The 22,292-nt window shown below is 70.5% G+C and carries 25 protein-coding genes and 2 tRNA genes; 18 read left to right on the top strand and 9 right to left on the bottom strand.

The window, feature by feature from the left end; all coding sequences use genetic code 11:
* Positions 1-709: DUF222 domain-containing protein (locus VHU88_24555; protein ID HEX3614882.1), on the top strand; the 709-nt coding region annotated here is incomplete at its 5' end.
* A gap of 34 nt (positions 710-743) precedes the next feature.
* A complete protein-coding gene (locus VHU88_24550; GenBank protein HEX3614881.1) occupies positions 744-1,610 on the top strand; it encodes an exodeoxyribonuclease III in 867 nt (288 codons plus the stop codon).
* An 8-nt stretch (positions 1,611-1,618) separates the two neighbouring features.
* On the opposite strand, the gene VHU88_24545 is transcribed toward VHU88_24550, so the two are convergent.
* A complete protein-coding gene (locus VHU88_24545; GenBank protein ID HEX3614880.1) occupies positions 1,619-2,488 on the bottom strand; it encodes a 3-methyladenine DNA glycosylase in 870 nt (289 codons plus the stop codon).
* A 40-nt stretch (positions 2,489-2,528) separates the two neighbouring features.
* On the opposite strand from VHU88_24545, the gene VHU88_24540 reads away from it, so the two are divergent.
* The 4 genes from VHU88_24540 to VHU88_24525 all read left to right on the top strand — a co-directional run bounded on the left by VHU88_24540 (position 2,529) and on the right by VHU88_24525 (position 5,152).
* A complete protein-coding gene (locus VHU88_24540) occupies positions 2,529-3,305 on the top strand; it encodes a fumarylacetoacetate hydrolase family protein (protein HEX3614879.1) in 777 nt (258 codons plus the stop codon).
* A gap of 101 nt (positions 3,306-3,406) precedes the next feature.
* The gene (gene gltX / locus VHU88_24535; GenBank protein HEX3614878.1) at positions 3,407-4,870 is read left to right on the top strand and encodes a glutamate--tRNA ligase; all 1,464 of its coding nucleotides are present in this window, start codon (positions 3,407-3,409) and stop codon (positions 4,868-4,870) included.
* A 91-nt stretch (positions 4,871-4,961) separates the two neighbouring features.
* A tRNA-Gln gene (locus tag VHU88_24530) sits at positions 4,962-5,033 on the top strand.
* 46 nt (positions 5,034-5,079) lie between these two features.
* A tRNA-Glu gene (locus VHU88_24525) sits at positions 5,080-5,152 on the top strand.
* Between the two features lie 344 nt (positions 5,153-5,496).
* Here VHU88_24525 and VHU88_24520 read toward each other — a convergent pair.
* Positions 5,497-6,045 carry a LuxR C-terminal-related transcriptional regulator gene (locus VHU88_24520; GenBank protein ID HEX3614877.1) on the bottom strand — a complete coding sequence of 183 codons (549 nt, stop codon included), beginning with the start codon at positions 6,043-6,045 and terminating at the stop codon, positions 5,497-5,499.
* A 107-nt stretch (positions 6,046-6,152) separates the two neighbouring features.
* Here VHU88_24520 and VHU88_24515 point away from each other — a divergent pair, with 107 nt between their 5' ends.
* Both VHU88_24515 and VHU88_24510 read left to right on the top strand, forming a co-directional pair.
* Complete coding sequence (locus tag VHU88_24515; GenBank protein HEX3614876.1) at positions 6,153-6,749, top strand: helix-turn-helix domain-containing protein; 597 nt, start codon at positions 6,153-6,155, stop codon at positions 6,747-6,749.
* Positions 6,746-7,585 (top strand): oxygenase MpaB family protein, encoded by an 840-nt coding sequence (locus tag VHU88_24510; GenBank protein HEX3614875.1) that lies wholly within the window; start codon positions 6,746-6,748, stop codon positions 7,583-7,585. The genes VHU88_24515 and VHU88_24510 overlap by 4 nt, the downstream gene beginning before the upstream one ends.
* A gap of 23 nt (positions 7,586-7,608) precedes the next feature.
* On the opposite strand, the gene VHU88_24505 is transcribed toward VHU88_24510, so the two are convergent.
* From VHU88_24505 to VHU88_24495, 3 genes are read right to left on the bottom strand one after another with little or no spacing between them, the layout of a single operon-like run.
* Positions 7,609-7,827, bottom strand: a complete 219-nt coding sequence (locus VHU88_24505; GenBank protein ID HEX3614874.1) for a hypothetical protein — start codon at positions 7,825-7,827, stop codon at positions 7,609-7,611.
* A gap of 59 nt (positions 7,828-7,886) precedes the next feature.
* Complete coding sequence (locus VHU88_24500; protein ID HEX3614873.1) at positions 7,887-9,002, bottom strand: PLP-dependent transferase; 1,116 nt, start codon at positions 9,000-9,002, stop codon at positions 7,887-7,889.
* On the bottom strand, positions 8,999-9,799 hold the full coding sequence (locus tag VHU88_24495) for an IclR family transcriptional regulator (protein ID HEX3614872.1): 801 nt from the start codon (positions 9,797-9,799) through the stop codon (positions 8,999-9,001). The genes VHU88_24500 and VHU88_24495 overlap by 4 nt, the downstream gene beginning before the upstream one ends.
* Before the next feature lie 59 nt (positions 9,800-9,858).
* On the opposite strand from VHU88_24495, the gene leuC reads away from it, so the two are divergent.
* The 3 genes from leuC (at position 9,859) to VHU88_24480 (ending at position 12,870) form a co-directional block, all read left to right on the top strand.
* Complete coding sequence (leuC, locus tag VHU88_24490; GenBank protein HEX3614871.1) at positions 9,859-11,271, top strand: 3-isopropylmalate dehydratase large subunit; 1,413 nt, start codon at positions 9,859-9,861, stop codon at positions 11,269-11,271.
* Between the two features lie 50 nt (positions 11,272-11,321).
* Positions 11,322-11,921 (top strand): 3-isopropylmalate dehydratase small subunit, encoded by a 600-nt coding sequence (leuD, locus tag VHU88_24485; protein HEX3614870.1) that lies wholly within the window; start codon positions 11,322-11,324, stop codon positions 11,919-11,921.
* 274 nt (positions 11,922-12,195) lie between these two features.
* Positions 12,196-12,870, top strand: coding sequence for an HU family DNA-binding protein (locus VHU88_24480; protein ID HEX3614869.1), 675 nt, complete (start codon positions 12,196-12,198; stop codon positions 12,868-12,870).
* Between the two features lie 87 nt (positions 12,871-12,957).
* Here the strand turns inward: VHU88_24480 and cofC are convergent, their stop codons facing one another.
* Positions 12,958-13,638 (bottom strand): 2-phospho-L-lactate guanylyltransferase, encoded by a 681-nt coding sequence (gene cofC, locus VHU88_24475; GenBank protein ID HEX3614868.1) that lies wholly within the window; start codon positions 13,636-13,638, stop codon positions 12,958-12,960.
* Positions 13,639-13,772: 134 nt separating this feature from the next.
* Here cofC and VHU88_24470 point away from each other — a divergent pair, with 134 nt between their 5' ends.
* From VHU88_24470 to VHU88_24455, 4 genes are all read left to right on the top strand, one after another.
* A complete protein-coding gene (locus VHU88_24470; protein HEX3614867.1) occupies positions 13,773-14,540 on the top strand; it encodes a lysophospholipid acyltransferase family protein in 768 nt (255 codons plus the stop codon).
* Positions 14,537-15,544: an NAD(P)H-dependent glycerol-3-phosphate dehydrogenase gene (locus tag VHU88_24465; GenBank protein HEX3614866.1), complete on the top strand. Its 1,008-nt coding sequence runs from the start codon at positions 14,537-14,539 to the stop codon at positions 15,542-15,544. Before VHU88_24470 ends, VHU88_24465 begins: the two co-directional genes overlap by 4 nt.
* A gap of 25 nt (positions 15,545-15,569) precedes the next feature.
* Positions 15,570-16,403: an LLM class F420-dependent oxidoreductase gene (locus VHU88_24460; protein HEX3614865.1), complete on the top strand. Its 834-nt coding sequence runs from the start codon at positions 15,570-15,572 to the stop codon at positions 16,401-16,403.
* A gap of 66 nt (positions 16,404-16,469) precedes the next feature.
* Positions 16,470-17,594 (top strand): D-alanine--D-alanine ligase family protein, encoded by a 1,125-nt coding sequence (locus tag VHU88_24455; GenBank protein HEX3614864.1) that lies wholly within the window; start codon positions 16,470-16,472, stop codon positions 17,592-17,594.
* Here VHU88_24455 and VHU88_24450 read toward each other — a convergent pair.
* Both VHU88_24450 and VHU88_24445 read right to left on the bottom strand, forming a co-directional pair.
* On the bottom strand, positions 17,586-18,026 hold the full coding sequence (locus tag VHU88_24450; protein ID HEX3614863.1) for a DUF3515 domain-containing protein: 441 nt from the start codon (positions 18,024-18,026) through the stop codon (positions 17,586-17,588). The two genes, VHU88_24455 and VHU88_24450, sit on opposite strands and share 9 nt — an antisense overlap.
* Positions 18,027-18,115: 89 nt before the next feature.
* The gene (locus tag VHU88_24445) at positions 18,116-18,352 is read right to left on the bottom strand and encodes an Lrp/AsnC ligand binding domain-containing protein (protein ID HEX3614862.1); all 237 of its coding nucleotides are present in this window, start codon (positions 18,350-18,352) and stop codon (positions 18,116-18,118) included.
* A gap of 82 nt (positions 18,353-18,434) precedes the next feature.
* On the opposite strand from VHU88_24445, the gene VHU88_24440 reads away from it, so the two are divergent.
* On the top strand, positions 18,435-19,406 hold the full coding sequence (locus tag VHU88_24440; GenBank protein HEX3614861.1) for a thiamine-phosphate kinase: 972 nt from the start codon (positions 18,435-18,437) through the stop codon (positions 19,404-19,406).
* The gene (gene thiD, locus VHU88_24435) at positions 19,403-20,212 is read left to right on the top strand and encodes a bifunctional hydroxymethylpyrimidine kinase/phosphomethylpyrimidine kinase (GenBank protein ID HEX3614860.1); all 810 of its coding nucleotides are present in this window, start codon (positions 19,403-19,405) and stop codon (positions 20,210-20,212) included. Before VHU88_24440 ends, thiD begins: the two co-directional genes overlap by 4 nt.
* Here thiD and rpmB read toward each other — a convergent pair.
* Complete coding sequence (gene rpmB / locus VHU88_24430) at positions 20,209-20,394, bottom strand: 50S ribosomal protein L28 (protein HEX3614859.1); 186 nt, start codon at positions 20,392-20,394, stop codon at positions 20,209-20,211. The two genes, thiD and rpmB, sit on opposite strands and share 4 nt — an antisense overlap.
* A 133-nt stretch (positions 20,395-20,527) precedes the next feature.
* Here rpmB and VHU88_24425 point away from each other — a divergent pair, with 133 nt between their 5' ends.
* Positions 20,528-22,174 (top strand): DAK2 domain-containing protein, encoded by a 1,647-nt coding sequence (locus VHU88_24425; GenBank protein HEX3614858.1) that lies wholly within the window; start codon positions 20,528-20,530, stop codon positions 22,172-22,174.
* Positions 22,175-22,292 lie beyond the last annotated feature (118 nt).

The raw sequence follows: 22,292 nt of genomic DNA, 5'->3' as shown, positions 1-22,292 counted from the left end.
CCCCAACGGGGACGGGACCCAGACCCTGCGCTGGGTCGAGACCGAGGAGAACATGGCCCTGCTGCAGGCCGCCTTGGAGCCCCTGTCGGCTCCGCGACCGGCCGAGGACGGCGCCAAGGACACCCGCTCCCCGGCGCTGCGCCGCGCTGATGGTCTGGTCGACCTGGTCGCGATGACCCTGCGCCACGGCGAGCTGCCCATCTCCCGCGGTGCCCGCCCGCACCTGATCATCACCATCACCGAACCGGCCCTGAGGTCCGACCGCGGGCTGGGCATCACCGCATCCGGGGAGCACCTGTCCAACGCCGCGGTCAAGCGGATCTCCTGCGACGCGGACCTGACCGCGATCCGCCTGGACACCAACGGTGTCCCGCTGAGCATGGGCCGCACCCGCCGCACCGTCAGCCCCCAGCAGTGGCTGGCACTGATCGCCCGCGACAAGGGCTGCGTGTTCACGGACTGCATACGGCCGGCGCACATGTGCGAGGCCCATCATCTGTGGCATTGGTCAGAAGGCGGACCGACCGACCTGATCAACCTCGCGCTCGCATGCGGTCGACATCACGACACGATTCACCAGCAGGGCTGGCAGATCGTGATGGGATCCGACGGAAGACCAGAACTGATCCCACCACCCTGGATCGACTCGCAGCGAAAACCCAGACGCAACAGGCACTGGGAAGTCCAGACCGCCCTGCACCTGCGCTGAACCGCGGCGCACTGGCGTGGGTAACGTGGCCATCGTGCGCATCGCCACCTGGAACGTCAACTCCATCAAGCAACGCATGCCGCGGTTCCTGCCTTGGCTGGACCAGCGCCTGCCCGACGTCTTATGCCTGCAGGAGACCAAGCTCGACGACATCGGCTTCGAAGCCCTGACGGCCGGGGAATTGCGCGCCCGCGGATACGAGTTCGCGATGTTCGGCGAGGCGCGGTGGAACGGCGTCGCGCTGCTGTCGAAGGTCGGCTTGGCCGACGTCGAGCGCGGACTGCCCGGTGCGCCCGGCTTCCCGCACGAGGAGGCCCGCGCGATCTCGGCGACCTGCGCGGGGCTGCGGGTCACGTCGGTCTACGTCCCGAACGGTCGCGAGCCGGACAGCGACCACTACAAGTACAAGCTGCAATGGCTGGCCGCGCTGAGGGACCGCGTGGAGGCGAACGGGCCGGCGCAGTCGGTGGTCTGCGGCGACGTGAACATCGCGCCGGCCGACGCCGACGTGTTCGACCCGGCCGCCTATGTCGGCCAGACCCACGTCACCGAACCGGAACGGGCCGCACTCGCTGAGATCGCCGGGCTGGGCCTGCGCGACGTCGTCCGCGATCGCTGGCCGACCGAACGTGTGTACAGCTACTGGGACTACCGCGCCGGGATGTTCCACCAGAACCTCGGCATGCGGATCGACCTGATCCTGGCGGGCCAACCCATTGCCGACCGGGTCGCCGCTGCCTGGGTCGACCGTCAGGCGCGCAAGGGAACCGGTCCGTCCGACCACGCACCGGTGATCGTCGACCTGGACACCGCGCCGGACGGCGACATCGGCCCGATGGTCCCGCCTCCGTCGGCGGCCCAGGCCAAACGAGGCACGAAGAAGTTGCCGCAGGCGAACTGAACGGAGGTTCAGCGGCAGGTCGGCTGAACCTGTTCGACCAACGGCTCCAGAACCCGGAGCAGGCGGCCCCGCAGTAGCGCGGCGGAATCCGCGAACCGTTGCTGAGCGGTCACGTACTCGGTGCGGCCCGCAGGGGTCTCGATCGCCACGGCCGCATAGCCCAACGCGGACAGGTCGTAGGGGCTGGCCTGCATGTCGAGCTCGCGGATCTCCCGGGCGAGCTCGAAGCAGTCAGCAACGAGTTCCGAGGGCACGAACGGCGTGAGTTTGTAGGCGACCTTGTAAAGGTCCATGTTCGTGTGCAGGCAGCCACCCTGCTCGTGCTCGGCCATCGCCGCCCGGGAGAGCTGCGTCTGGTTGAGCGGGCGAGCGGGGGGAGTGAAGAACCGGAACGCGTCGTAGTGTGTGCAGCGCATCGGCGCCGCCTCGACGATCTGCGCGATCTCCGCCTCGGGCAGTCGCAGTGGCCAGGAGGCGTGCCGGATCTCCGCGGTCCGGTAGAGCATCGCCCACTCGTGCAGGCCGAAGCAGCCGAACTGGGCCCGCCGGGTCGCGGTTGCCCGCAGCAGTTCGATCCAGTGGCTGACGGTCGCAAGCCGTTCGGGATTCGGCGGCTCGAGGCAGACGCCGTCGGCGATGGTGCGGTAGCCCGGCCAGTCGCGGTGCGGCGCCTGGCCGGCCAACGTGATCCCGGCGCCGGGGTGCCAGCGTCGCAACTGCGCGGGACGCTGGGAGTAATAGGTGAAGAGGAAGTCGTGCACCGGATGGGCGACACCTCGTCGGCCGCGGTCCAGGTGCGGCGTGATCCAGTCGTCGACGCGGGCGTGATGGGCTTCCTGGCGTGCCGCCCAGGTCGCTTCCTCCAGAACCACTGCCACGTTTCGAGCCTACGGTGGTTTGTTGGGTAACCTCGCGGCCGTGCGCATCGCGAGAGTCACCTACCAGGACAAGCAGATCTTCGGCGTCGTCGACGGCGATCCCGGCGAGGAGATGTTGGCGCTGGTCGAGGGCGACCCGCTGATCGCCGGCATCCAACCCACCGGGATGGCGATCCCGCTGGCCGATGCCCGCCTGCTTACCCCGGTGATCCCGCGCAGCAAGGTGATCGGGATCGGACGCAACTACGCCGACCACGCCGCCGAACTCGGCAACGAGGTGCCCGCCGAGCCGCTGCTGTTCCTCAAGCCCAACACCTCGGTGATCTCGCCCGGCGACGCCATCAAGTACCCGCGGCAGTCGACCAACGTGCACTACGAGGGCGAACTCGCGGTCGTCATCAGTCGACCGTGCTGGGACGTCCCGGCCGAGCGGGCCGCCGACGTGATCTTCGGCTACACCGTCGGCAACGACGTGACCGCGCGCGATCTGCAACGCAGCGACGCGCAGTGGACGCGGGCCAAGGGCTTCGACTCCTTCTGCCCGCTGGGCCCGTGGATCGTCACCGACCTCGACGTGTCCGACGTGGCGCTGACCACCGAACTCAACGGTGAACTCAAGCAGGCGGGACGCACCACGGCGATGGTGCACAAGATCCCGCAGTTGATCGCGTACATCACCTCGGTGATGAGCCTCATGCCCGGCGACGTGATCCTCACCGGCACCCCGTCCGGCGTCGGGCCGATGCTGCCCGGCGACGAGGTGTCGGTGACCATCGAGGGCATCGGGACGTTGACGAATCCGGTCGTGGCCCGGTGAGCGAGCGTGCGAGTGAACCGATGTCACAGTGCCAGCCAGAATTGAACCCGCACAGGGTCACCAGAGGCGCGGCGGTGACGGGCCGTCAGGGGAGTGGCGAGATGGAGAAATCAACGGTCCGGGTGCGCTTCGCGCCGTCACCGAGCGGGGACCTGCACATCGGCAACGTCCGCACCGCCCTCTACGACTGGGCCTACGCCCGGCACACCGGCGGGACCTTCGTGTTCCGCATCGAGGACACCGACGCCGCCCGGGTGACCGACGAGTACATCGCCGCCGCGGTCGAGTCCATGCGCTGGCTAGGCCTGGACTGGGACGAGGGCCCCGAGGTCGGCGGCCCGCACGCGCCGTACCGGCAGAGCGAACGGCTGGGCCTCTACCAGGAGTGGTCGCAGCGCTTCCTCGACTCCGGCCATGCCTACAAGTGCTACGAGAGCCCGGAGGAGGCCGAGGCTCGCTCGCAGCGGCAGAAGGCCGCGGCGTTGCCGCCCGGCTACGACGGCCACAGCCGCAATCTGACGGATGCTCAGCGCGCCGCCTACGAGGCCGAGGGTCGCAGGCCGGTCATCCGTTTCCGTATGCCCGAAGGCACGACCACCTTCACCGACCTCATTCGCGGTGCGGTGACCTTCGAGAACCATCTGGTTCCGGACTTCGTGCTGATGCGCGCCGACGGCTCCCCGCTCTACACGCTCGCGGTCGCCGTCGACGACGTGCTGATGCAGATCACCCACGTCGTCCGCGGTGAGGACCTGCTCTCCTCGACGCCCCGCCAGATCGCCGTGTACCACGCCATGGGCCTGACCGACGAGCAGATCCCGGCCTTCGCGCACCTGCCGTTCGTGATGGGCCAGGACAACTCGAAGCTGTCCAAGCGGCACGGTGCCGTCACCATCGGCCAGTTCCGCACCGACGGCTACCTGCCCGAGGCGATGTGCAACTACCTGGCGCTGCTCGGCTGGTCGCTCGGCGACGGCGACCGCGAGGAGTTCGACCTCGCCGAGATGGCTGCCAACTTCACCCTGGAGCGCGTCAACCGCAGCCCGGCCCGCTTCGACCCCAAGAAGCTCGACTCGCTCAACAGCGCCTGGATCCGGCGCCTGACGCCGGACGACTTCGCCGCCCGACTCGTGCCATTCCTGCGCCGGGAAGGCCTGGTTGCCGACCCGCTCAGCCCGGAGCAGCAGCGACTGCTGACCGGAGGGGCCCCGCTGGTCCAGGAGCGGATGGTCCGGCTGAGCGAGGTCGGCATGCTCGGCTTCCTGTTCCGCGACGAGGTGACGATCGACGCGGACACCGCCGCCGGCTGGAACGACGAGTCCCGGCAGGTGCTCGACTCCACGATCAAGGCCGTCGAGCAGCTACCGGAATTCACGGCCGCGGCCATCGAGGCGGCGTTGCGGGAGGCCCTGATCGATGGCCTCGGGCTCAAGCCGAAGAACGCCTTCGGCGCCGTCCGGATCGCCCTGACCGGGCGGAAGGTCTCGCCCCCGTTGTTCGAGTCGATGGAGCTGCTCGGCCGCGACCGGACCCTCGCCCGCCTCCGGGCCGGACTGTCCGCCTGAGCCGACACCCCCACGGCCAGGCAATTTGGGTGCGCCGACCCCGACCGGTATCATTTCCGGTCGGCGCGAGCACAGGCGAGCGCCGTGCCTTTGGGGTATGGGGTAATTGGCAGCCCGGCTGATTCTGGTTCAGCTAGTCTAGGTTCGAGTCCTGGTACCCCAGCGCCCCACCGCAATTTGGTTGTAGTCAGCAATTGGTTCTACTGAATGGCCCCGTTGTGTAGTGGCCTAGCACGCCGCCCTCTCAAGGCGGTAGCGCGGGTTCGAATCCCGTCGGGGCTACGGTGTCCTGGGTCCCCCTGCTCGGTCGCTTCGCGACCTCGCCGGGGGGCCCTCCGCGTTTCTTGCGGCTCCTTCGTCGCCGCGAGCGGGGGCTTCGCCACCCGCACCCCCTTGGGCCGTGCTCGCTGGCGCTCGCCGGCCTCGTTGGGGCGTCCTCGCCGTGCTCGCTGCGCTCGCCGGCTCCACCGGTTTGGGTCGCCCGCCCGTGCTCGCTGCGCTCGCCGGCTCCACCGGTTTGGGTCGCCCGCCCGTGCTCGCTGCGCTCGCCGGCTCCACCGGTTTGGGTCGCCCGCCCGTGCTCGCTGCGCTCGCCGGTCTGGGTTGGGGGTGTGGTCGCCTCACGATCAACTACTCCGGGAAAGCTGGGGCGGATCCAACTGTTCGCGGAACCGTGGCAGGTTCCGAAGTTCCCTGCGGGAGCTGACGCCGAGCTTCGGGTACACGTTGCGCAGGTGCCACTCGACGGTGCGTGCGCTGATGAACAGCTGGGCGCCGATCTCCGGGTTCGTCAGGTCCTCCGCGGCGAGCCGGGCGATCTGCGCCTCCTGCGCGGCGAGCTGCACCGAGGCCTCGACGGTGCGCACTTTCTCGCCGGTGGCCAGCAGCTCGCGGGGGGCACGTTCGGCGAACCCCAGGGCGCCCATGTCGGCGAGCATCTCGTAGGCGGTGTGCAGTTGCGTGCGGGCCTCCACGCGGCGGCCGGCTCGGCGGAGCCACTCGCCGTAGACGAGGTGGGAGCGCGCCAGCTCCAGGCGGACCCGGGAGCGGCCGAGAGGCTCTATCGCCTGCAGGTAGCGGACCTCGGCCTCCTCACCGACGCCGACCAACCCGCGGCACCGCGCCTCGATGCCGAGGGCCCAGTCGGTGGCGGCGGCCTGTGTCGTCTCGGCCAACGTCGCTCTGACGGGCCATCAGTTGCGAAGCCCTTGACGGACTAACTTACGAATCGTAAATTGGAGTTACGAAGTGTAAGTTAGGGGTTCCGGTGATCCAGCGGCGGATGAGTTCGGAGCGGCGGCGGGACATGCTGCTCGACGTGACCCTCGAGGTTGCGGTGGCCGAGGGGTTTCATGCGGCCACGATCGAGCGGGTCGCGCGGGAGGCGGGAGTCACCCGGACGCTGCTCTACAGCCAGTTCGGCGACCTTGCGGGAATGGTCTCCGCACTCGTGGACCGGGAGACCGCGATCGCGATGCAGGGGCTCGGCGAGGCGCTTGCCCCGATGCCCGAACAGATGGACCTGGTCGACGTCAGTGAGGCCTTGCTGCGGGCGATGGTGCACGCGGTCGGGCTGGCGCCGCGGTCCTGGCAGATCCTGCTGAACCCGCCGGAAGGTGGGCCACCGGAGTTGCACGAACGGATCGCGGCCGGCCGGGCGCTGGCGCGGGCGCACGTCCAGCAGTTGCTCACCGGGCGGCTTCCGGCGCAACTGGGCGACCCGGAGCTGACCGCGCACCTGCACCACCTGGCAGGAGAGGAGCTGGTCCGCCTGCACCTGCGCGACCCCGAGACGTTCCCGCTGGACCGCATGATCCGTCAGGTCCGACAGATCGCGGCCGGCACATTGGCCGCCCAGCGGAAGGAGAGTGCGCGATGACCCAATCCGTCGAGGCCGTCGGGGCACCGCTCGGGCCGGGATCCCTGACCTGGAAGTACCACGGTGACCGACTGGGGCTGTTGCTGCTGTGGCGCACCGGCACCCTGCAGAACATGCACCCGGCGGTGAACTCGGCGCTGCAGGAGATGTCGAACTTCTTCGTCGACCCGTGGGACCGGCTGTTCCGGTCGCTCCCGCCGATCGCCGGGGTCATCTACGACGTGGATCCGCACGCCACCGGCACCGCGGTGCGCGACTTCCACCGCTCCATCAAGGGCGCGGACGACGGACACGGGCGCCGCTGGTCCGCGTTGACGCCCGAGGTGTTCTGGTGGACCCACGTCACGTTCGTCGAGTCGATCATCGCGGTCAACGAGGTGTTCGGGACGCCGCTGAGCGAGACGGAGAAGGACCAACTGGTCCGCGAGAGCGTCACCTGGTGGCAGCGCTACGGGCTGTCGATGCGACCGGTGGTCGAGACCTGGGCGGAGTTCGAGGCCTACTTCGAGCGCATGCTGGCCGAGGAACTGGAACACAACGCGACCACTCGGTGGGCGATGACCGCGGTGGACCAGGCGATCCCGGCCCCGCCCTACGTGCCCGGCCCGCTCTGGAAGGTCATCCGCAGGCCGACGATGCGCTTGAACGTGTGGCTGGGCGCCGGCCTCCTCCCGCCGCGGGCTCGGGAGATCCTCGAGCTGCCGTGGACCGCTCGGGACCAGCGGATGCTGGACGCAATCGCCTTCGGCGTGCGGCACATCTGGCCGTTGCTGCCCGAACGGGTCCGCTACCAACCGCGCGCGTACGCGGCGATGCGCCGCACGGCCGCGGCCTGATCCGCCGTCAGGTCTTCCGGAACTCACCCGCCGGCCCGGGAGCTGCGGGCTCGCCGCAGCGCCGCGACGGCCATCGGGACTCCGAGGACGGTCAGGATCAGGAAGACCCAGAACAGCCAGGCGAGGGGACTGCCCGGGACCAGGGCGAGCACCAGCATGCTGATCCACCAGGCGAACAGCACGGTCGCGCGGAACGGGTGCCGGCGGGACCAGGCACTGACGTTCGGGCGCGAGGGCTGCACCCGAGCACGGTAGGGCGCCGGGCCGGGCCGACGCGCGCTCGGGTCGGGTCCGATCTGCCTCAGTGCAGCGAGTCCAGCGCCTGGGCCAGGTCGGCCCAGAGGTCCTCGACGTCCTCGACGCCGACCGACATCCGCACCAGGCCTTCGGCAATCGTGCGGGCCTCACCGGGCCAACGGCGCCGCCGCTCCATGCTCGACTCGACCCCGCCGAGGCTGGTCGCGGTCACCCAGAGAGCAGTGGCGGCGCAGAAGGCGTCGGCGGTCGCGGCGTCGGCCAGCTCGATGCTGATCATCGAACCGAAGTTGCGCATGTTCGCGGCCGCCCGCGCGTGACCCGGATCGGTGGGCAGGCCGGGGTAGCGCACGTCGCGGCAAGCCGGATGCTCGGCCAGCCGACCGGCCAGCACGGCGGCGTTCGCCGCGGCCCGTTCGACCCGTAAGTGCAGGGTGCGCAGACCACGCAGGGCGAGCCAGCACTCCAGCGGCCCGGGGATGACCCCGGCCAACCGGCGGTTGCTCTCCAACTGTTGCCAGGTCTCCTCCTCGGCGCACACCAGGGCGCCGAGCATCGCGTCGCTGTGCCCGGCGATGTACTTCGTCGCCGAGTGCATGACCACGTGTGCGCCGAGTTCCAGCGGACGTTGCCCGAAGGGCGTCGCGAACGTGTTGTCGACGACTATGAGAGCGCCCGCCTCGCGGCCGGCGGCGCAGAGCACCGCTAGTTCGGCGACCTCCAGGGCCGGGTTGGTCGGCGACTCCAGCAGGACCAGGTCGGCACCGGCGATCGCCTCGACCGTGGCGCCCGTGTCGGCGACGTCGACCAGACGGGCCGTCAGATCATGGCGCTGCCCACGGCGGGCCAGCTGACCCAGTGAGCCCAGGTAGGCATGCCGCGGTGCCACCACGACTGCGTTCGGCGGCACGATCTCCAGGATCGAGCCCAACGCGGCCAGTCCGGACGGGAAGGCCAGCCCATGGCCTCCCTCGAGGGCACCCAGTGCAGCCTCGAAGGCTTGCCAGGTCGGGTTTCCGTAGCGGCCGTACTCGAGTTCGCCGCCGGCGACGTAGGTTGCCGCAAGTACCAGTGGATGGTTCAGCGGGGCGTCCGGCGCTCGATCCGGCCGGCCGGCAACCACGGCGACGGTCTCCGGGGCCCACGACTTGGGCTCGGTCACGGACGCCTCCTGGGTCGGGCCTCGGGGTTGCGGGCGACCGGTTCACCGTCGGCGGTGTCGGGGCCCTTCTGGCCGCTGAACCGCCGCAGGGCCTCGGAAAGCTTGTCCGCCGCAGCGGTGACCGCGGGCGCGTGCAGGCGGCCGGGTTGCCGCGACAGGCGGTCCATCGGGCCGGACACGGAGACCGCGGCCACCACCCGATTGCCCGGTCCCCGCACCGGAGCCGAGACCGACGCCACACCTACTTCCCGTTCCCCGACGCTCTGCGCCCAGCCGCGTCGGCGGACCGCGGCCAACGTCGCCGCCTGGAACACCGCGCCTTGCAGGCCGCGGTGCATGCGCTCCGGGTCCTCCCAGGCCAGCAGGATCTGCGCGGCCGAACCTGCCGACATCGGCAGCGAACTACCCACCGGCACGGTGTCCCGCAGTCCGGAGAGGCGTTCGGCCGCGGCCACGCAGATCCGATGGTCGCCCGAGCGCCGGTACAACTGGGCGCTCTCTCCGGTCACGTCGCGCAGGTGGATCAGAACCGGTCCCGCCGCGGCGAGCAGGCGGTCCTCGCCGGCGGCCGCGGCCAACTCGGCCAACCTGGGTCCGAGCACGAACCGACCCTGCAGGTCGCGGGCCACCAACCGGTGGTGCTCCAGAGCCGTCGCCAATCGGTGCGCGGTCGGGCGGGCCAGACCTGTCGCTGCCACCAGCGCAGCCAACGTGGCCGGCCCGGATTCCAGCGCCCCCAGCACGATGGCTGCCTTGTCCAGTACTCCCACTCCGCTGGAGCGGGTATCATTGTCCATGAAGTGATACTGCCGTCTCACTATTTGAGAAGCAAGGTTGGCGTGGAAGGAGTGCCCAAATGGATTCCACACGGTTGGGTCGGACACTGGCGGAGAAGATCTGGGACGCCCACCTGGTTCGGCGGGCGGACAACGAACCGGACCTGCTCTACATCGACCTGCACCTCATTCATGAGGTCACCAGCCCGCAGGCATTCGACGGGCTCCGCGCCGAGGGCCGCCAGGTGCGCCGCCCGGATCTGACTCTGGCGACCGAGGACCACAACGTCCCGACCCTGGACATCGACAAGCCGATCGCCGACCCGGTATCGCGGACCCAGGTCGACGCGCTGCGCACCAACTGCGCCGAGTTCGGCATCCGCCTGCACTCCCTCGGCGATGCCGAGCAGGGCATCGTGCACGTGGTCGGCCCCCAATTGGGTGTCACCCAACCGGGCATGACGATCGTCTGCGGCGACAGCCACACCTCCACGCACGGTGCCTTCGGGGCGTTGGCGTTCGGGATCGGCACCAGCGAGGTCGAGCACGTCCTGGCAACGCAGACGCTGCCGCTGCGGCCGTTCCGTACGATGGCCGTCACCGTCGACGGCACACTGCCCGCCGGAGTCACCTCGAAGGACATCATCCTGGCGGTGATCGCCCGAATCGGGACCGGCGGCGGTCAGGGCCACGTGATCGAGTACCGGGGCGAGGCGATCCGGAACCTGTCCATGGAAGGACGTCTGACGGTCTGCAACATGTCTATCGAGGCTGGTGCCCGCGCCGGTCTGGTTGCGCCCGACGAGACCACCTTCGAGTACCTGAAGGGTCGTCCGCACGCGCCCAGCGGGGCGGACTGGGACGCCGCGGTCGCCGGGTGGAGCGACCTCTACACCGACGCCGACGCGAAGTTCGACACCGAGATCCGCTTCGACGCCGCCGAACTGACCCCGTTCGTGACCTGGGGCACCAACCCCGGGCAGGGTGCCCCGCTCGGGGAGAAGGTCCCGGATCCGGCGGCGATCTCCGACCCGAACGAGCGCAGCGCCGCCGAGCGGGCCCTGGAATACATGGGTCTGCAGGCCGGGCAGGCGCTGCGCGACGTCCGGGTCGACACGGTTTTCCTCGGCTCGTGCACGAACGGTCGCATCGAGGACCTGCGCGCGGCGGCCGACGTAATCAAGGGCCACAAGGTCGCCGAGGGCGTCCGGATGCTCGTGGTGCCCGGCTCGGCCAGGGTCCGACTGCAGGCCGAGGCCGAGGGTCTCGACGACATCTTCATCACCGCGGGCGCGGAATGGCGCTTCGCCGGTTGCTCGATGTGCCTGGGCATGAACCCGGATCAGTTGGCCCCGGGGGAGCGCAGCGCCTCGACCTCCAACCGGAATTTCGAGGGCAGACAGGGCAAGGGCGGGCGCACCCATCTGGTCTCGCCACTGGTCGCCGCGGCGACCGCGATCACCGGTCACCTCGCCGGGCCGGCCGATCTGTAGGCGCCGCAGCGCCCGAAGACCCTTCCGACACGCACGATCCGGAGACCCAGATGGACGCGTTCACGACTCACACCGGCCGCATCGTCCCGCTGCGGCGCAGCAACGTCGACACCGACCAGATCATCCCCGCGGTCTACCTGAAGCGGATCACCCGGCACGGATTTGCGGACGGGCTCTTCGCCGCCTGGCGCAACGACCCGGCGTTCGTGCTGAACTCCCCGGCCCACGAAGGCGCCACGGTTCTGGTCGCCGGCTCCGATTTCGGCACCGGATCCTCACGGGAGCACGCGGTCTGGGCCCTGCAGGACTTCGGCTTCCGGGTCGTGATCTCGCCCCGGTTCGCCGACATCTTCCGTGGCAACTCCTTGAAGGGCGGGCTTCTGACGGTCCAACTACCTCAGGAGGACGTCGAGACCCTCTGGGTGGCCGCCGAATCCGACCCCACGACCGAGGTCACCGTCGATCTGGTGAACCGTCAGGTCCGCTGCGGGGGACTGTCCTGGGGCTTCGAGATCGACGACTACTCGCGCTGGCGACTGCTGGAAGGACTCGACGACATCGGTCTGACACTGCGCCACATGGCTGACATCGACAAGTTCGAGGCGCACCGCCCCGGGTACCTGCCGCGGACCCTGCCGGTGCGCACCTGACGGTGATCCGGACCGACCGATCGCGGGGGCGGATTTCCTTTCCGCACAAGGGAAATCGGCCGCGATTGCCGGCTATTCGGACACCGATCGAGTAGGCTCGAAACACGATCGAAACCCGTCAAAGACGGGTCCGGTGAGCCCCTGCCCAAGGCAATTTCCTTGCGACACAACGAATCTTCTTGTGTCCGGTGATTGTCTTGAACACTCTTGTGCCTCTAACTTGCTCTCCGAGCCGGGCTTTTTGTGCGCCCGTAGTCGGCGTCGGAGGGACGCGATGAACAAGACTCAGCTGATCGACGAGCTGGCCAGCAGATTCGAGGGCAACAAGAAGGCGGCGGCGTCGGCTCTCGACGCAGTTGTCGACGCGATCACCCGAACAGTGGCCAAGGGCGAGAAGGTCGGCATCACCGGTTTCGGCGTCTTCGAGAAGGTCGACCGTCCGGCCCGCATGGCCCGTAACCCAGCCACCGGTGCCCGCGTTCGCGTCGGCAAGACCTCGGTGCCGCGGTTCAAGGCCGGAACCGGCTTCAAGGACGTGGTCAGCGGGGCCAAGAAGCTCCCGCGGGTGACCGCCGCCGCGGCGACTTCCGCCGCTGCTGCGGGCGCTCGCAAGGTTGCTGCCAAGGCCGCTCCGGCCAAGGCTGCTGCGGCCAAGAAGGCCCCCGCGGCGAAGAAGGCCGCTCCGGCCAAGGCTGCTCCGGCAGCGCGGAAGGCCCCGGCGGTCAAGAAGGCCGTTCCGGCCAAGGCTGCTCCGGCAGCGCGGAAGGCCCCGGCGATCAAGAAGGCTGCTTCGGCCAAGAAGGCCCCGGCAGCGAAGAAGGCCCCGGCAGCGAAGAAGGCCCCGGCCGCGAAGAAGGCCGCTCCGGCCAAGAAGGCCGCTCCGGCCAAGGCTGTTCCGGCAGCGAAGAAGGCGCCGGCGGCGCGGAAGGCTCCGGCCAAGAAGGCCTGACGCACTACGCCCGGCTCGGCATCACAGTTCCACGGGACAGCGCCGCGACTACCAGTCGCGGCGCTGTTTCGCTGTCCGGAACCCTGCCTATGCGCCGATCTGACGGTCGTGCAGGCGCTCGACCAATTCCGCGGTGTGCGCACCCAGCCCCAGCTCCCGGGCGGCCCGCAGGTCCGCGATGGTGTCCACGTCCTGCCGCACCGAGGGGATCCGCTCGCCCGCGAACTCCCGTGCGCCGGCCTGCAGATGGGCGGCCAACGAGGCGGCGCCGAAGGCCGGTGCGAAGGGCGTTCCCGGCCCGGCCAGATAAAGCGTGGTTCCCCGACCGGCGGCATCCGCGACCACAGTCGGTCGGCCTTCCGCCTCCGGTTCACCCGCGAAACCCAGCACCGCGGACAGTTCTGCGGGCCGCAACGCGGGCAGGTCGCCCGACAACGCCCCTACGGGGGCCCCTGGACGGCCTTGCTCGGCGACCCGGGCACCCCAGCTCAGCGCGGGATTCAAGCCCGCAGCGGGCCGATCCGGCACCACGTGAGCTCCCAGGCCACGCACGGCCTGGCCCACCCGGGGGTCGTCGGTGACCACGATCACCTCGGTGACACCGCGGGTTCGCAGCGCCGCCGCCACAGTGTCGAGCGCGAACGCCAACGCGAAGTCAGCCCGATGGGCGCCCAGATCCCCGTCGAGGCGCGATTTCGCGATCTCGAGCCGTTTCACCGGGATGATCAGGCACCAATCGCGGGCCTGATCCGTGCGCGATTCCTTCATCGTCGACTCCGATCCTGCCACTGGCCGGCTCGCAGGCTCGCTGCGGTGCTCCACTCACCGCAATCGCCTGTGAAAGGCTGACCCGTCAGGCTGGGAACTGGGACCAAGACTGGGCGCGCGGAAAGGAAGCACCGGTGGGTGTCGATCACAAGCGGCCGTGGTTCCGAACCGCCGAGGTGATCCTCATCCCGTTGCTTCGGGTCGTGCTGAAGCACCGTTGGCGCGGGGCCGAGCAGATTCCGGCTGCAGGTGGCGTGATCGTCGTGGCCAATCACATCTCGAAGATCGACCCGATCAGCTTCGGATATTTCGTGCGTTCCGCCGGCCGGGTTCCGCGATTCCTGGCCAAGTCGGAGTTGTTCGAACACCGTTGGCTCGGCCGGGTGTTCATCGGGACCGACATGATTCCGGTCCGGCGCGGTTCCGACGACGCCAATTCCTCAGTTTCGGCCGCCATCGCCGCGGTGGAGGCCGGAGCGTGCTTGATCGTCTATCCCGAGGCGACGATCACCCGTGACCCCGGGATGTGGCCGATGGTCGGCAAGACCGGCGCGGCCCGAATCGCTCTGGCCACCGGGGCACCGGTGATCCCGGTCGCACAGTGGGGCGCGCAGCGCTTGCTGCCGCCGTATGCGAAGAAGCCGGTGCTGTGGCCGCGGGTGACCGTCTTCGCCCGCGCGGGCGCCCCGGTCGACCTCTCGGACCTGCGTGGTGCGGCCCCGAGTGCGGAGGTGCTCGACGTCGCCACCGAGCGGATCATGGCCGCAATCACCGCGGAACTCGAGACGATCCGGGCCGAGCGGGCGCCCGCGATCCGCTTCGACCCGCGGGCAGCCGGCGTCAAGGAGTACGGCGACCCGGCGGCGCAGCCCACAGCAGATCCGTCGGGCCCGCGGTCATGACCGTGACCGCGGTGATGGGAGCCGGCGCCTGGGGGACGGCTTTCGCGCTCGTGCTGGCCGATGCCGGAAACGAGGTGCGGTTGTGGGCCAGGCGTCCGGAACTGGCCCAGGCGATGGCCGACAAGCGACGCAACGTCGACCGATTGCCCGATGCGGACCTGCCCGACGCGATCCTGCCGACCGCGAGTGCGGCGCAGGCGTTGGTCGGCGCGGAACTGGTGTTCCTGGCGGTTCCCTCGCAGCGACTGCGTGAGCACCTGACCACCTGGGCCTCGTCGCTCGCGCCGGACTGCGTCCTGGTCAGCCTCGCCAAGGGTGTGGAACTGTCGACGACGCTGCGGATGAGCGAGGTCGTCGCGGCGGTCACCGGTGCGGGGACGGACCGGATCGCGGTGCTGACCGGACCGAACCTGGCCGACGAGGTCGCAGCTCGGCAGCCGGCCGCCACCGTCGTCGCCTGCGAACGCATCGAGGTTGCCGCGCGGATCCAGGAGGCTTGTCACACCGAGGCGTTCCGGCCCTACATCCATTCCGACGTGGTCGGCGCGGAACTGGGCGGCGCGATGAAGAACGTCATCGCACTTGCGGTGGGAATGGCCCACGGCATGCGGCTGGGCGACAACGCCAAGGCGGCCCTGATGACCCGGGGGATGGCGGAGACCGCCCGGCTCGGGGTGGCGCTGGGCGCCGACCCGTTGACGTTCGTCGGGCTGGCCGGGATGGGGGATCTGGTGGCCACCTGCCAGTCGCCGTTGTCGCGCAACCGTCGGTTCGGGGAACAGCTGGGTTCCGGTGTCGCGCTGGCGGAGCTGGTCTCCGGCACCGGGCAGGCCGTGGAGGGTGTGAAGTCCTGCGAGGCGATCGGCGATCTGGCCTGCCGGAACGGGGTGGACATGCCGATCGTGGCGGCGGTCGCCGCTGCGGTGCGCGACGGGATGCCGCCCGCGCAGGTGCTCCGTATGTTGATGTCGCGTTCGGCGAAGCCGGAGCGCGACGAGCAGTGACAGTCGGGTCTTGGGAGGCCGGGTCGTGAAGTTCGGGATCATCATGTTCGTCACCGACGAGTCCATGGGCATCGTGGAACTGGCCCGGGCCGTCGAGGAACGTGGCTTCGAGTCCTTGTTCCTCCCGGAGCACTCCCACATCCCGGTCGAGCACTGCCCGTGGCCCGGCGGGCCGGAACTGCCCCGGTACTACAAGCGTTCCCTGGACCTGTTCACCGCACTCGGCGCGGCGGCTGCGGTCACCTCGCGGATCCAGTTGGGCACCGGGGTGTGCCTGGTCATGCAACGCGACCCGATCCAGCTGGCCAAGGAGGTTGCCACTCTCGACCAGATCTCCGGCGGACGCGTGCTGCTCGGTGTCGGTGGCGGCTGGAACCGGGAGGAGATGGCCGACCACGGCACCGATCCGAGCAAGCGCTGGAAGATTCTGCGCGAGCGAGTGCTGGCCTGCAAAGCAATCTGGACGCAGGACGAGGCGGAGTTCCACGGCGAGTACGTCGACTTCGCCCCGATGTGGTCCTGGCCCAAACCGAGCCGGGTCCCGCCGGTCCTGATCGGCGGCGACGGAGCCGGCACCTTCGAACGCGTGCTGGAGTACGGCGACGGCTGGATGCCGCTCAGCCGGTTCGCACCCGGTGCCTTCGCCACCCGGTTCGCCGAACTGCAGAAGTTGGCCGCCGAGCGGGGTCGTCCGTCGGTTCCGGTGTCGCTGTTCGGCGCGCCGCCCAAGGCTCAACTGATCGCCGAGTGCGCCGAACTCGGCGTCGAACGCTGCATCTTCTTCGCCTCCTCGGCACCGGCCGAGGTGGTCCTGCCCGAGTTGGACGCCATGGCCGGGCTGAAGGGGAATCTCAGCTGATTCCTGGCCGCGGTGTGCGGTCAAACGCCCGCTGATGCGGCCTGCTAGGGACTACTGTCGATCCCGATGTCCGAGAACCGGCCCAAGCCGAGGGTCGCCGTCGTGTTCGGCGGCCGGTCCTCCGAGCACTCCATCTCCTGTGTCTCCGCCGCCAGCGTGCTGCGGGCAATCGATCGCGACGTGTACGACGTGGTGCCGATCGGCATTTCCCCGGCAGGCCGCTGGATGCTCGTGCCCGACGACCCGGCGCGACTGGAGATCGTCGAGGGCAAGCTGCCGCAGGTCGACGAGGGCTACCCGGTCGTGCTGGCCGGCGACCCGACGGCGCACGCCCTGACGGTCACCGAGAACGGCGCCCCCACGGGCGTGCTCGGCAAGCTCGACGTGGTCTTCCCGGTGCTGCACGGTCCGTACGGCGAGGACGGGACGATCCAGGGCCTGCTCGAACTGGCCGACATCCCCTACGTCGGCTCCGGTGTACTGGCCAGCGCGGTCTCGATGGACAAGGTCTACATGAAGGTCGCCCTGGCCGGCGCCGGGCTGCCGGTCGGGCCGCACGTGGTGGTCATGCCGCGCCGGTGGGCCGCCGCGGCCGACGCGGTGCGGGCGCAGGTGGCCGCGCTGGGCTGGCCGGTGTTCGTGAAGCCCGCCCGCGGCGGATCCAGCGTCGGGATCAGCAAGGTGAACGGCCCCGAGGACTTCGCGGCAGCCATGGCCCTGGCGCAGGAGTGGGACCCCAAGGTCATCGTCGAGGCAGCGCTGCCGGGCCGCGAGATCGAGTGTGGCGTGCTGGAAGGATTCCCCGCCGCCGACGGCATCCCGACGACGCCCGAGGCCAGCGTGCCCGCGGAGATCCGGGTCACCGGTGGCCGCGAGTTCTACGACTTCGAGGCCAAATACCTCGAGAACTCCACCGAGCTGACCGTCCCGGCGGAGCTGCCGGCGGCGGTCGCCGACGCGGTGCGGCGCCTTTCGGTGCTCGCATTCGAGGCGCTGAGTTGCGAAGGCCTGGCCCGGGTCGACTTCTTCGTCGACGGCACGAACATCGTCATCAACGAGGTCAACACGATGCCGGGGTTCACGTCCGTCTCGATGTTCCCGACGATGTGGGCGAAGACCGGTGTCGACTATCCGACGCTGGTCGACCGTTTGCTGCGCACCGCGCTGGCGCGCCGCCCCGGCCTACGGTGACGGCATCGGCATCGACATCGGCGTCGGAGACTGACTGACCGTCAGTTGCGGCGGCGGCACGGTCGGGTCGTTCGCCTTGATCGCGTTCGCCAGGTCCACCACCGGGCCGACCCCGGGATTGTGCGCGTTCGGGATCGCCACCTCGACGTTGGCCGCCCGCGCGAACGTGGTCCAGACCCGCTGCGTGGGCTGCTCCTCGGTGTACCAGTCGACGCCGTTCACGGTGCTCAGCGTCGAGGTCGCGGTGAGCCCGGGAGGTTGGGCGACACCGCACCGCAGCACCACCGGCGGCTCGTTGCCCCAGGCCGCGACGGTCGACACGTCGGGAACCGTCCGACGGCGGTGCAGGTCGTCGACCTTCTGCGGCAGTGCCGCGGCGAGCTTCGCGCAGACCGCAACTGACGGATTCGGCTGGTTCCCGGAGCCGCGCAACCGCGGCGCATCGACCAGGACGGTCCCCGGACCGCCGCCGCCGCACGCGGTGAGGGTCGTCAGGACCGCCAGGAGGCCGGCACTGCCTTTCAGAGGTGGACGACCGGGCAGGTCAGCGTCCGCGTGATGCCTTCGACGGACTGGACCCGCGCGACCACCAACTTGCCGAGTTCGTCGACCGATGCGGCCTCGGCGCGCACGATCACGTCGTACGGACCGGTCACGTCCTCGGCCATGGTCACCCCGGCGATGTCCTGGATGTGCTGGGCCACGACCGCGGCCTTGCCCACCTCGGTCTGGATGAGGATGTATGCCTGGACCGTCATCGCGTCCTCCGGGTGGTAGCGGGTTCGGGGCGCTCGGTAGTTTCGCAGGTCCAGCGCAACTCGGTGCCACAGGGGAGGCAGCGTGTCAGCCCAGCACGGTCGCAACCTCGCCGCGGTGGGGGAGTTCGGGCTGCTCGAGGCGTTGACGACTGGCCTGGCCGGCGGCCCCGCCGTACTGCTCGGCCCGGGCGACGACGCGGCTGTGGTCCTCGCCCCCGACACGCGGGTGGTCGCCTCGACCGACACCCTCGTCCAGGACCGGCATTTCCGCCTCGACCGGATCAGCGCCGTGGACCTCGGCCACAAGTCTGCCGCGGTCGCGATCGCCGATGTCGCCGCGATGGGCGCCGTCCCGACCGGGGTGCTCGCCGCCCTGTCCCTGCCCGCGCAGACCGCCGTGGACTGGGTACTGGACCTGAGCCGGGGGATCGCGGCCGAGTGTGCCGTGGCGGGCGCCGCGTTGGTCGGCGGCGACCTGACATCGGCGGATCAGGTGGTCATCACCGTCACCGTTCTGGGTGATCTGCAGGGTCGCCCACCGGTCACCAGGACCGGCGCCCGGCCCGGCGACGTGGTCGCAATCTGCGGCACCTTGGGCGTGTCCGCGGCCGGTTTGGCCGTCCAGGAGCGCGGTGTCGGCGCCGACTGGCCCGATCTGCTCGCCGGGCACCACCGGCCGCGACCGCCCTACGCAGCAGGGCCGGAGGCCGCGATCCTCGGTGCGACCGCGCTGATCGACGTCAGCGACGGTCTGCTCGCCGACCTCGGCCACATCGCTGAGGGCAGCCGCTGCGGCGTCGAACTGCGCAGCGAGTTGTTGCCGCCCGAGCCGCGCTTGCTGGCGGCCGGGGAACTGCTGGGCGTCGACCCGATGGCGTGGGTGCTCACCGGTGGGGAGGACCACGCCCTGGTCGCCACGTTCCCGGCCGGCCTGGACCTGCCGGTCCGGTGGCGCGTGGTCGGCTTCGTCGAGACGGGCCCGCCGGTGGTAACCGTCGACGGTCGGCACGGCGCCGGACCGGCCGGGTGGGACCACTTCGCGGACGGTCCGTGACGCCGCCCAGGGTGCTGACCATCGCCGGGTCCGACCCGTCCGGCGGCGCCGGCATCCAGGCCGACTTGAAGACCGTGCTGGCGCTGGGTGGCCACGGGATGAGTGTCCTCACGGCCGTCACCGTGCAGAACTCGATGGGCGTGACCGGTTGGTGGCCGGTGCCGAGCGCGGTCGTGCGAGATCAGTTCGTCGCGGTCGTCGCGGACATCGGCGTGGACGTGGTGAAGACCGGGATGCTCGGCGAGGTCGAGACCGTAGAGGCGGTCGCCCGACTGCTGGAGCCGTTGCACGCCGCCGGGGTGCCGATCGTGGTCGACCCGGTGCTGGCGGCGAGCACGGCGCACCCGTTGGCCGCGGCCGGCCTGCAGATCGCGCTGCGGGAGCACCTGCTGCCGTTGGCCACGGTGGTGACGCCGAACCTCGCGGAGGCTGCCGCGTTGACCGGCCAGAGCGTCGAGTCCGAGTCGGACCTGCCCAGGGTGGCCGCCGCCGTGCTGGCATCCGGCCCGCAGTGGGTGCTGCTCAAGGGCGGACACCTACCCGGCGACGCGGTCGACCTGCTCACCGACGGCGAGGTCCGGACGTTCCTGCGGGCGCCGCGGGTCGACACCCCGCACACCCACGGCACCGGCTGCACGCTGGCGTCGGCGATCGCGACCGAACTGGCCCACGGCCGCACGGTTCCCGAGGCGGTACGGCGCGCGAAGGACTACGTGCTCGGTGCGATCCGAGGGGGATTCGCGGCGGGGGCCGGAGCCGGCCCGCTGGACCACGCCTGGCGGATGCCGGGCGGGTCGCCCGACTAGCGGGTGACCTTGCCCGACTTGATGCAGGTGGTGCAGGCGTTCAGCCGGCGGCGGGTGCCGCTGACGACCGCGTGCACGGTCTGGATGTTCGGGTTCCAGCGCCGACGAGTCCGCCGGTGGGAGTGGGAGATGCTGTTGCCGAAGCCCGGCCCCTTGCCGCAGACGTCGCAGTTGGCAGCCACCGGACACACTCCTGAACGTTGATCACCCAATACGGACCGACCGCAGAGAATAACCGACGGCGATGCCGCCGAGCCAATCGGGCGCGCGTGCCGCGACGGCGTGGCGGTCGGTGCCGACGATTAGGGTGCAATCGTGGCGAACGAAGGGGCTGGCCAGGTCGGCTCCGGAGCGCGCGCCGGCACGGTGGCGGTGCGGGCGGCGGACCTACGTCGTGCTGTCCGGGAGGCGCTGGCCGCGCTCGGCCGGGCCCGCGAGGAGATCGACTCGCTGAACGTGTTCCCGGTCGCCGACGCCGACACCGGGACCAACCTGTACCTGACCGTCGAGGCGGCGCATCAGGCGCTGGCCGCCCTGCCCGCCGACGCGGACCTGGCGCGCTGCCTGGCCGAGGTGACCCGGTCCTCGATGGTCGGCGCCTGGGGCAACTCCGGGGTGATCCTCAGCCAGATGCTGCGTGGGGCCTGCGCGGTCGTCGCCGCGGCCCCGGAGGTGATGACCCCCGCGCAGGCAGGGGAACTGGTGGGCCTGGCGTTGTCCCGGGCCACCGAGCTGGCCTACACGGCCGTCGACCGGCCCGCCGAGGGCACGATGCTCACCGTCGCCCACTCCGCCGCGGGCGCCGCGGTGGGCGAGGACGCCGCCGCCGCCCTGGAACGCGCCGCGTTGGCCGCACACCGGGCGCTGGAGCTGACCCCGTTGCAGCTGCCGGTGCTCGCCCAGGCCGGGGTTGTCGACGCCGGTGGCCGTGGGGTGACCGTGCTGCTCGACGTGCTCGTCGGCCTGGTCAGCGGCGTCACCCCGATGTCGCTCGCGCCGCGGGCCCGCCTGTCGCGGCCCGAACTGCCGTTGGAGCAGTGCGCCGCCGGGCTGACCGGCTACGAGCTGGTGTTCCTCTTCGACGGTGACCAGGGCGCGGCGGCCCGCCTGCGCGCCGACCTGGCCAACTGCGGCGACTCGCTGGTCGTCGTGGGCGGCGAGGCGCTGTGGAACGTCCACATCCACACCCAGGACTGCGGCGCGGCCCTCGACGTGGCGATGCAGTCCGGCCGCCCGCACGGGATCCGGGTCACGAACCTGTCCGACGCCGCCGACCGGGCCGCGACCAACCGGGCCGACCTCGGCCGGGCGGTGGTCGCGCTGGCCAGCGGCCCGGGCTTGGCCAAGCTGCTGGACGAGGCCGGCGCGGTCGCCGTCGACGTCGCCCCGGGTGCCGTCCCGGCGACGGCCGATCTGCTCGAGGCCATGCGTCGCCCGCGGGCCGGCCAGGTCGTGCTGCTGCCCAACGAGGAGGCCAGCCGGGCGGCCTGCGAGGCAGCCGCCGTCCAGGCTCGGGCGGCCGGCATCGAGGTCGCCGTGATCCCGACGGGCGCCTCCGTGCAGTCGCTGGCCGCGCTGGCCGTGCACGACCGGGGCCGGCGCTTCACCGACGACGTCGTCGCGATGACCGCGGCCGCGACCGCCACCCGGCACGCCGGGGTGCTGATCGCCGACCAGGAGTCGATGACCAGCGTCGGGGTGTGCCGGGCCGGCGACGTGCTCGGTCTGATCGAGGGCGAGGTCGTCGCGATCGGCACCGACCCGGAGGCGGTCGGCGCCGAGCTCATCGAGCGGCTGCTCGGCGGTGGTGGGGAATTGGTGACGTTGATCGCCGGTACCGGCCTGACCCCGGGCACAGCCGCGAAGCTGGCCGAGGACCTGCACCGCCGCCGACCCGAGGTCGAGTGCGTCTGTCACGACGGCGGGCAACCTGACCATCTACTGCTGCTGGGCGTCGAGTGAGCGAGCTTGCGAGTGAACCAATGTCACAGTGTCCGCCGTCGCTGAACCCGCAGGGGCGGACGGACGCACGCCGGAGAGCGAGCTTGAGAGTGAACCAATGTCACAGTGTCCGCCGTCG

It is taken from the genome of Sporichthyaceae bacterium (assembly GCA_036269075.1).
Classification (GTDB): domain Bacteria; phylum Actinomycetota; class Actinomycetes; order Sporichthyales; family Sporichthyaceae; genus DASQPJ01.
Note: the sequence above shows the minus strand (reverse complement) of the source record. Positions and strands in the feature narration are given on the sequence as shown.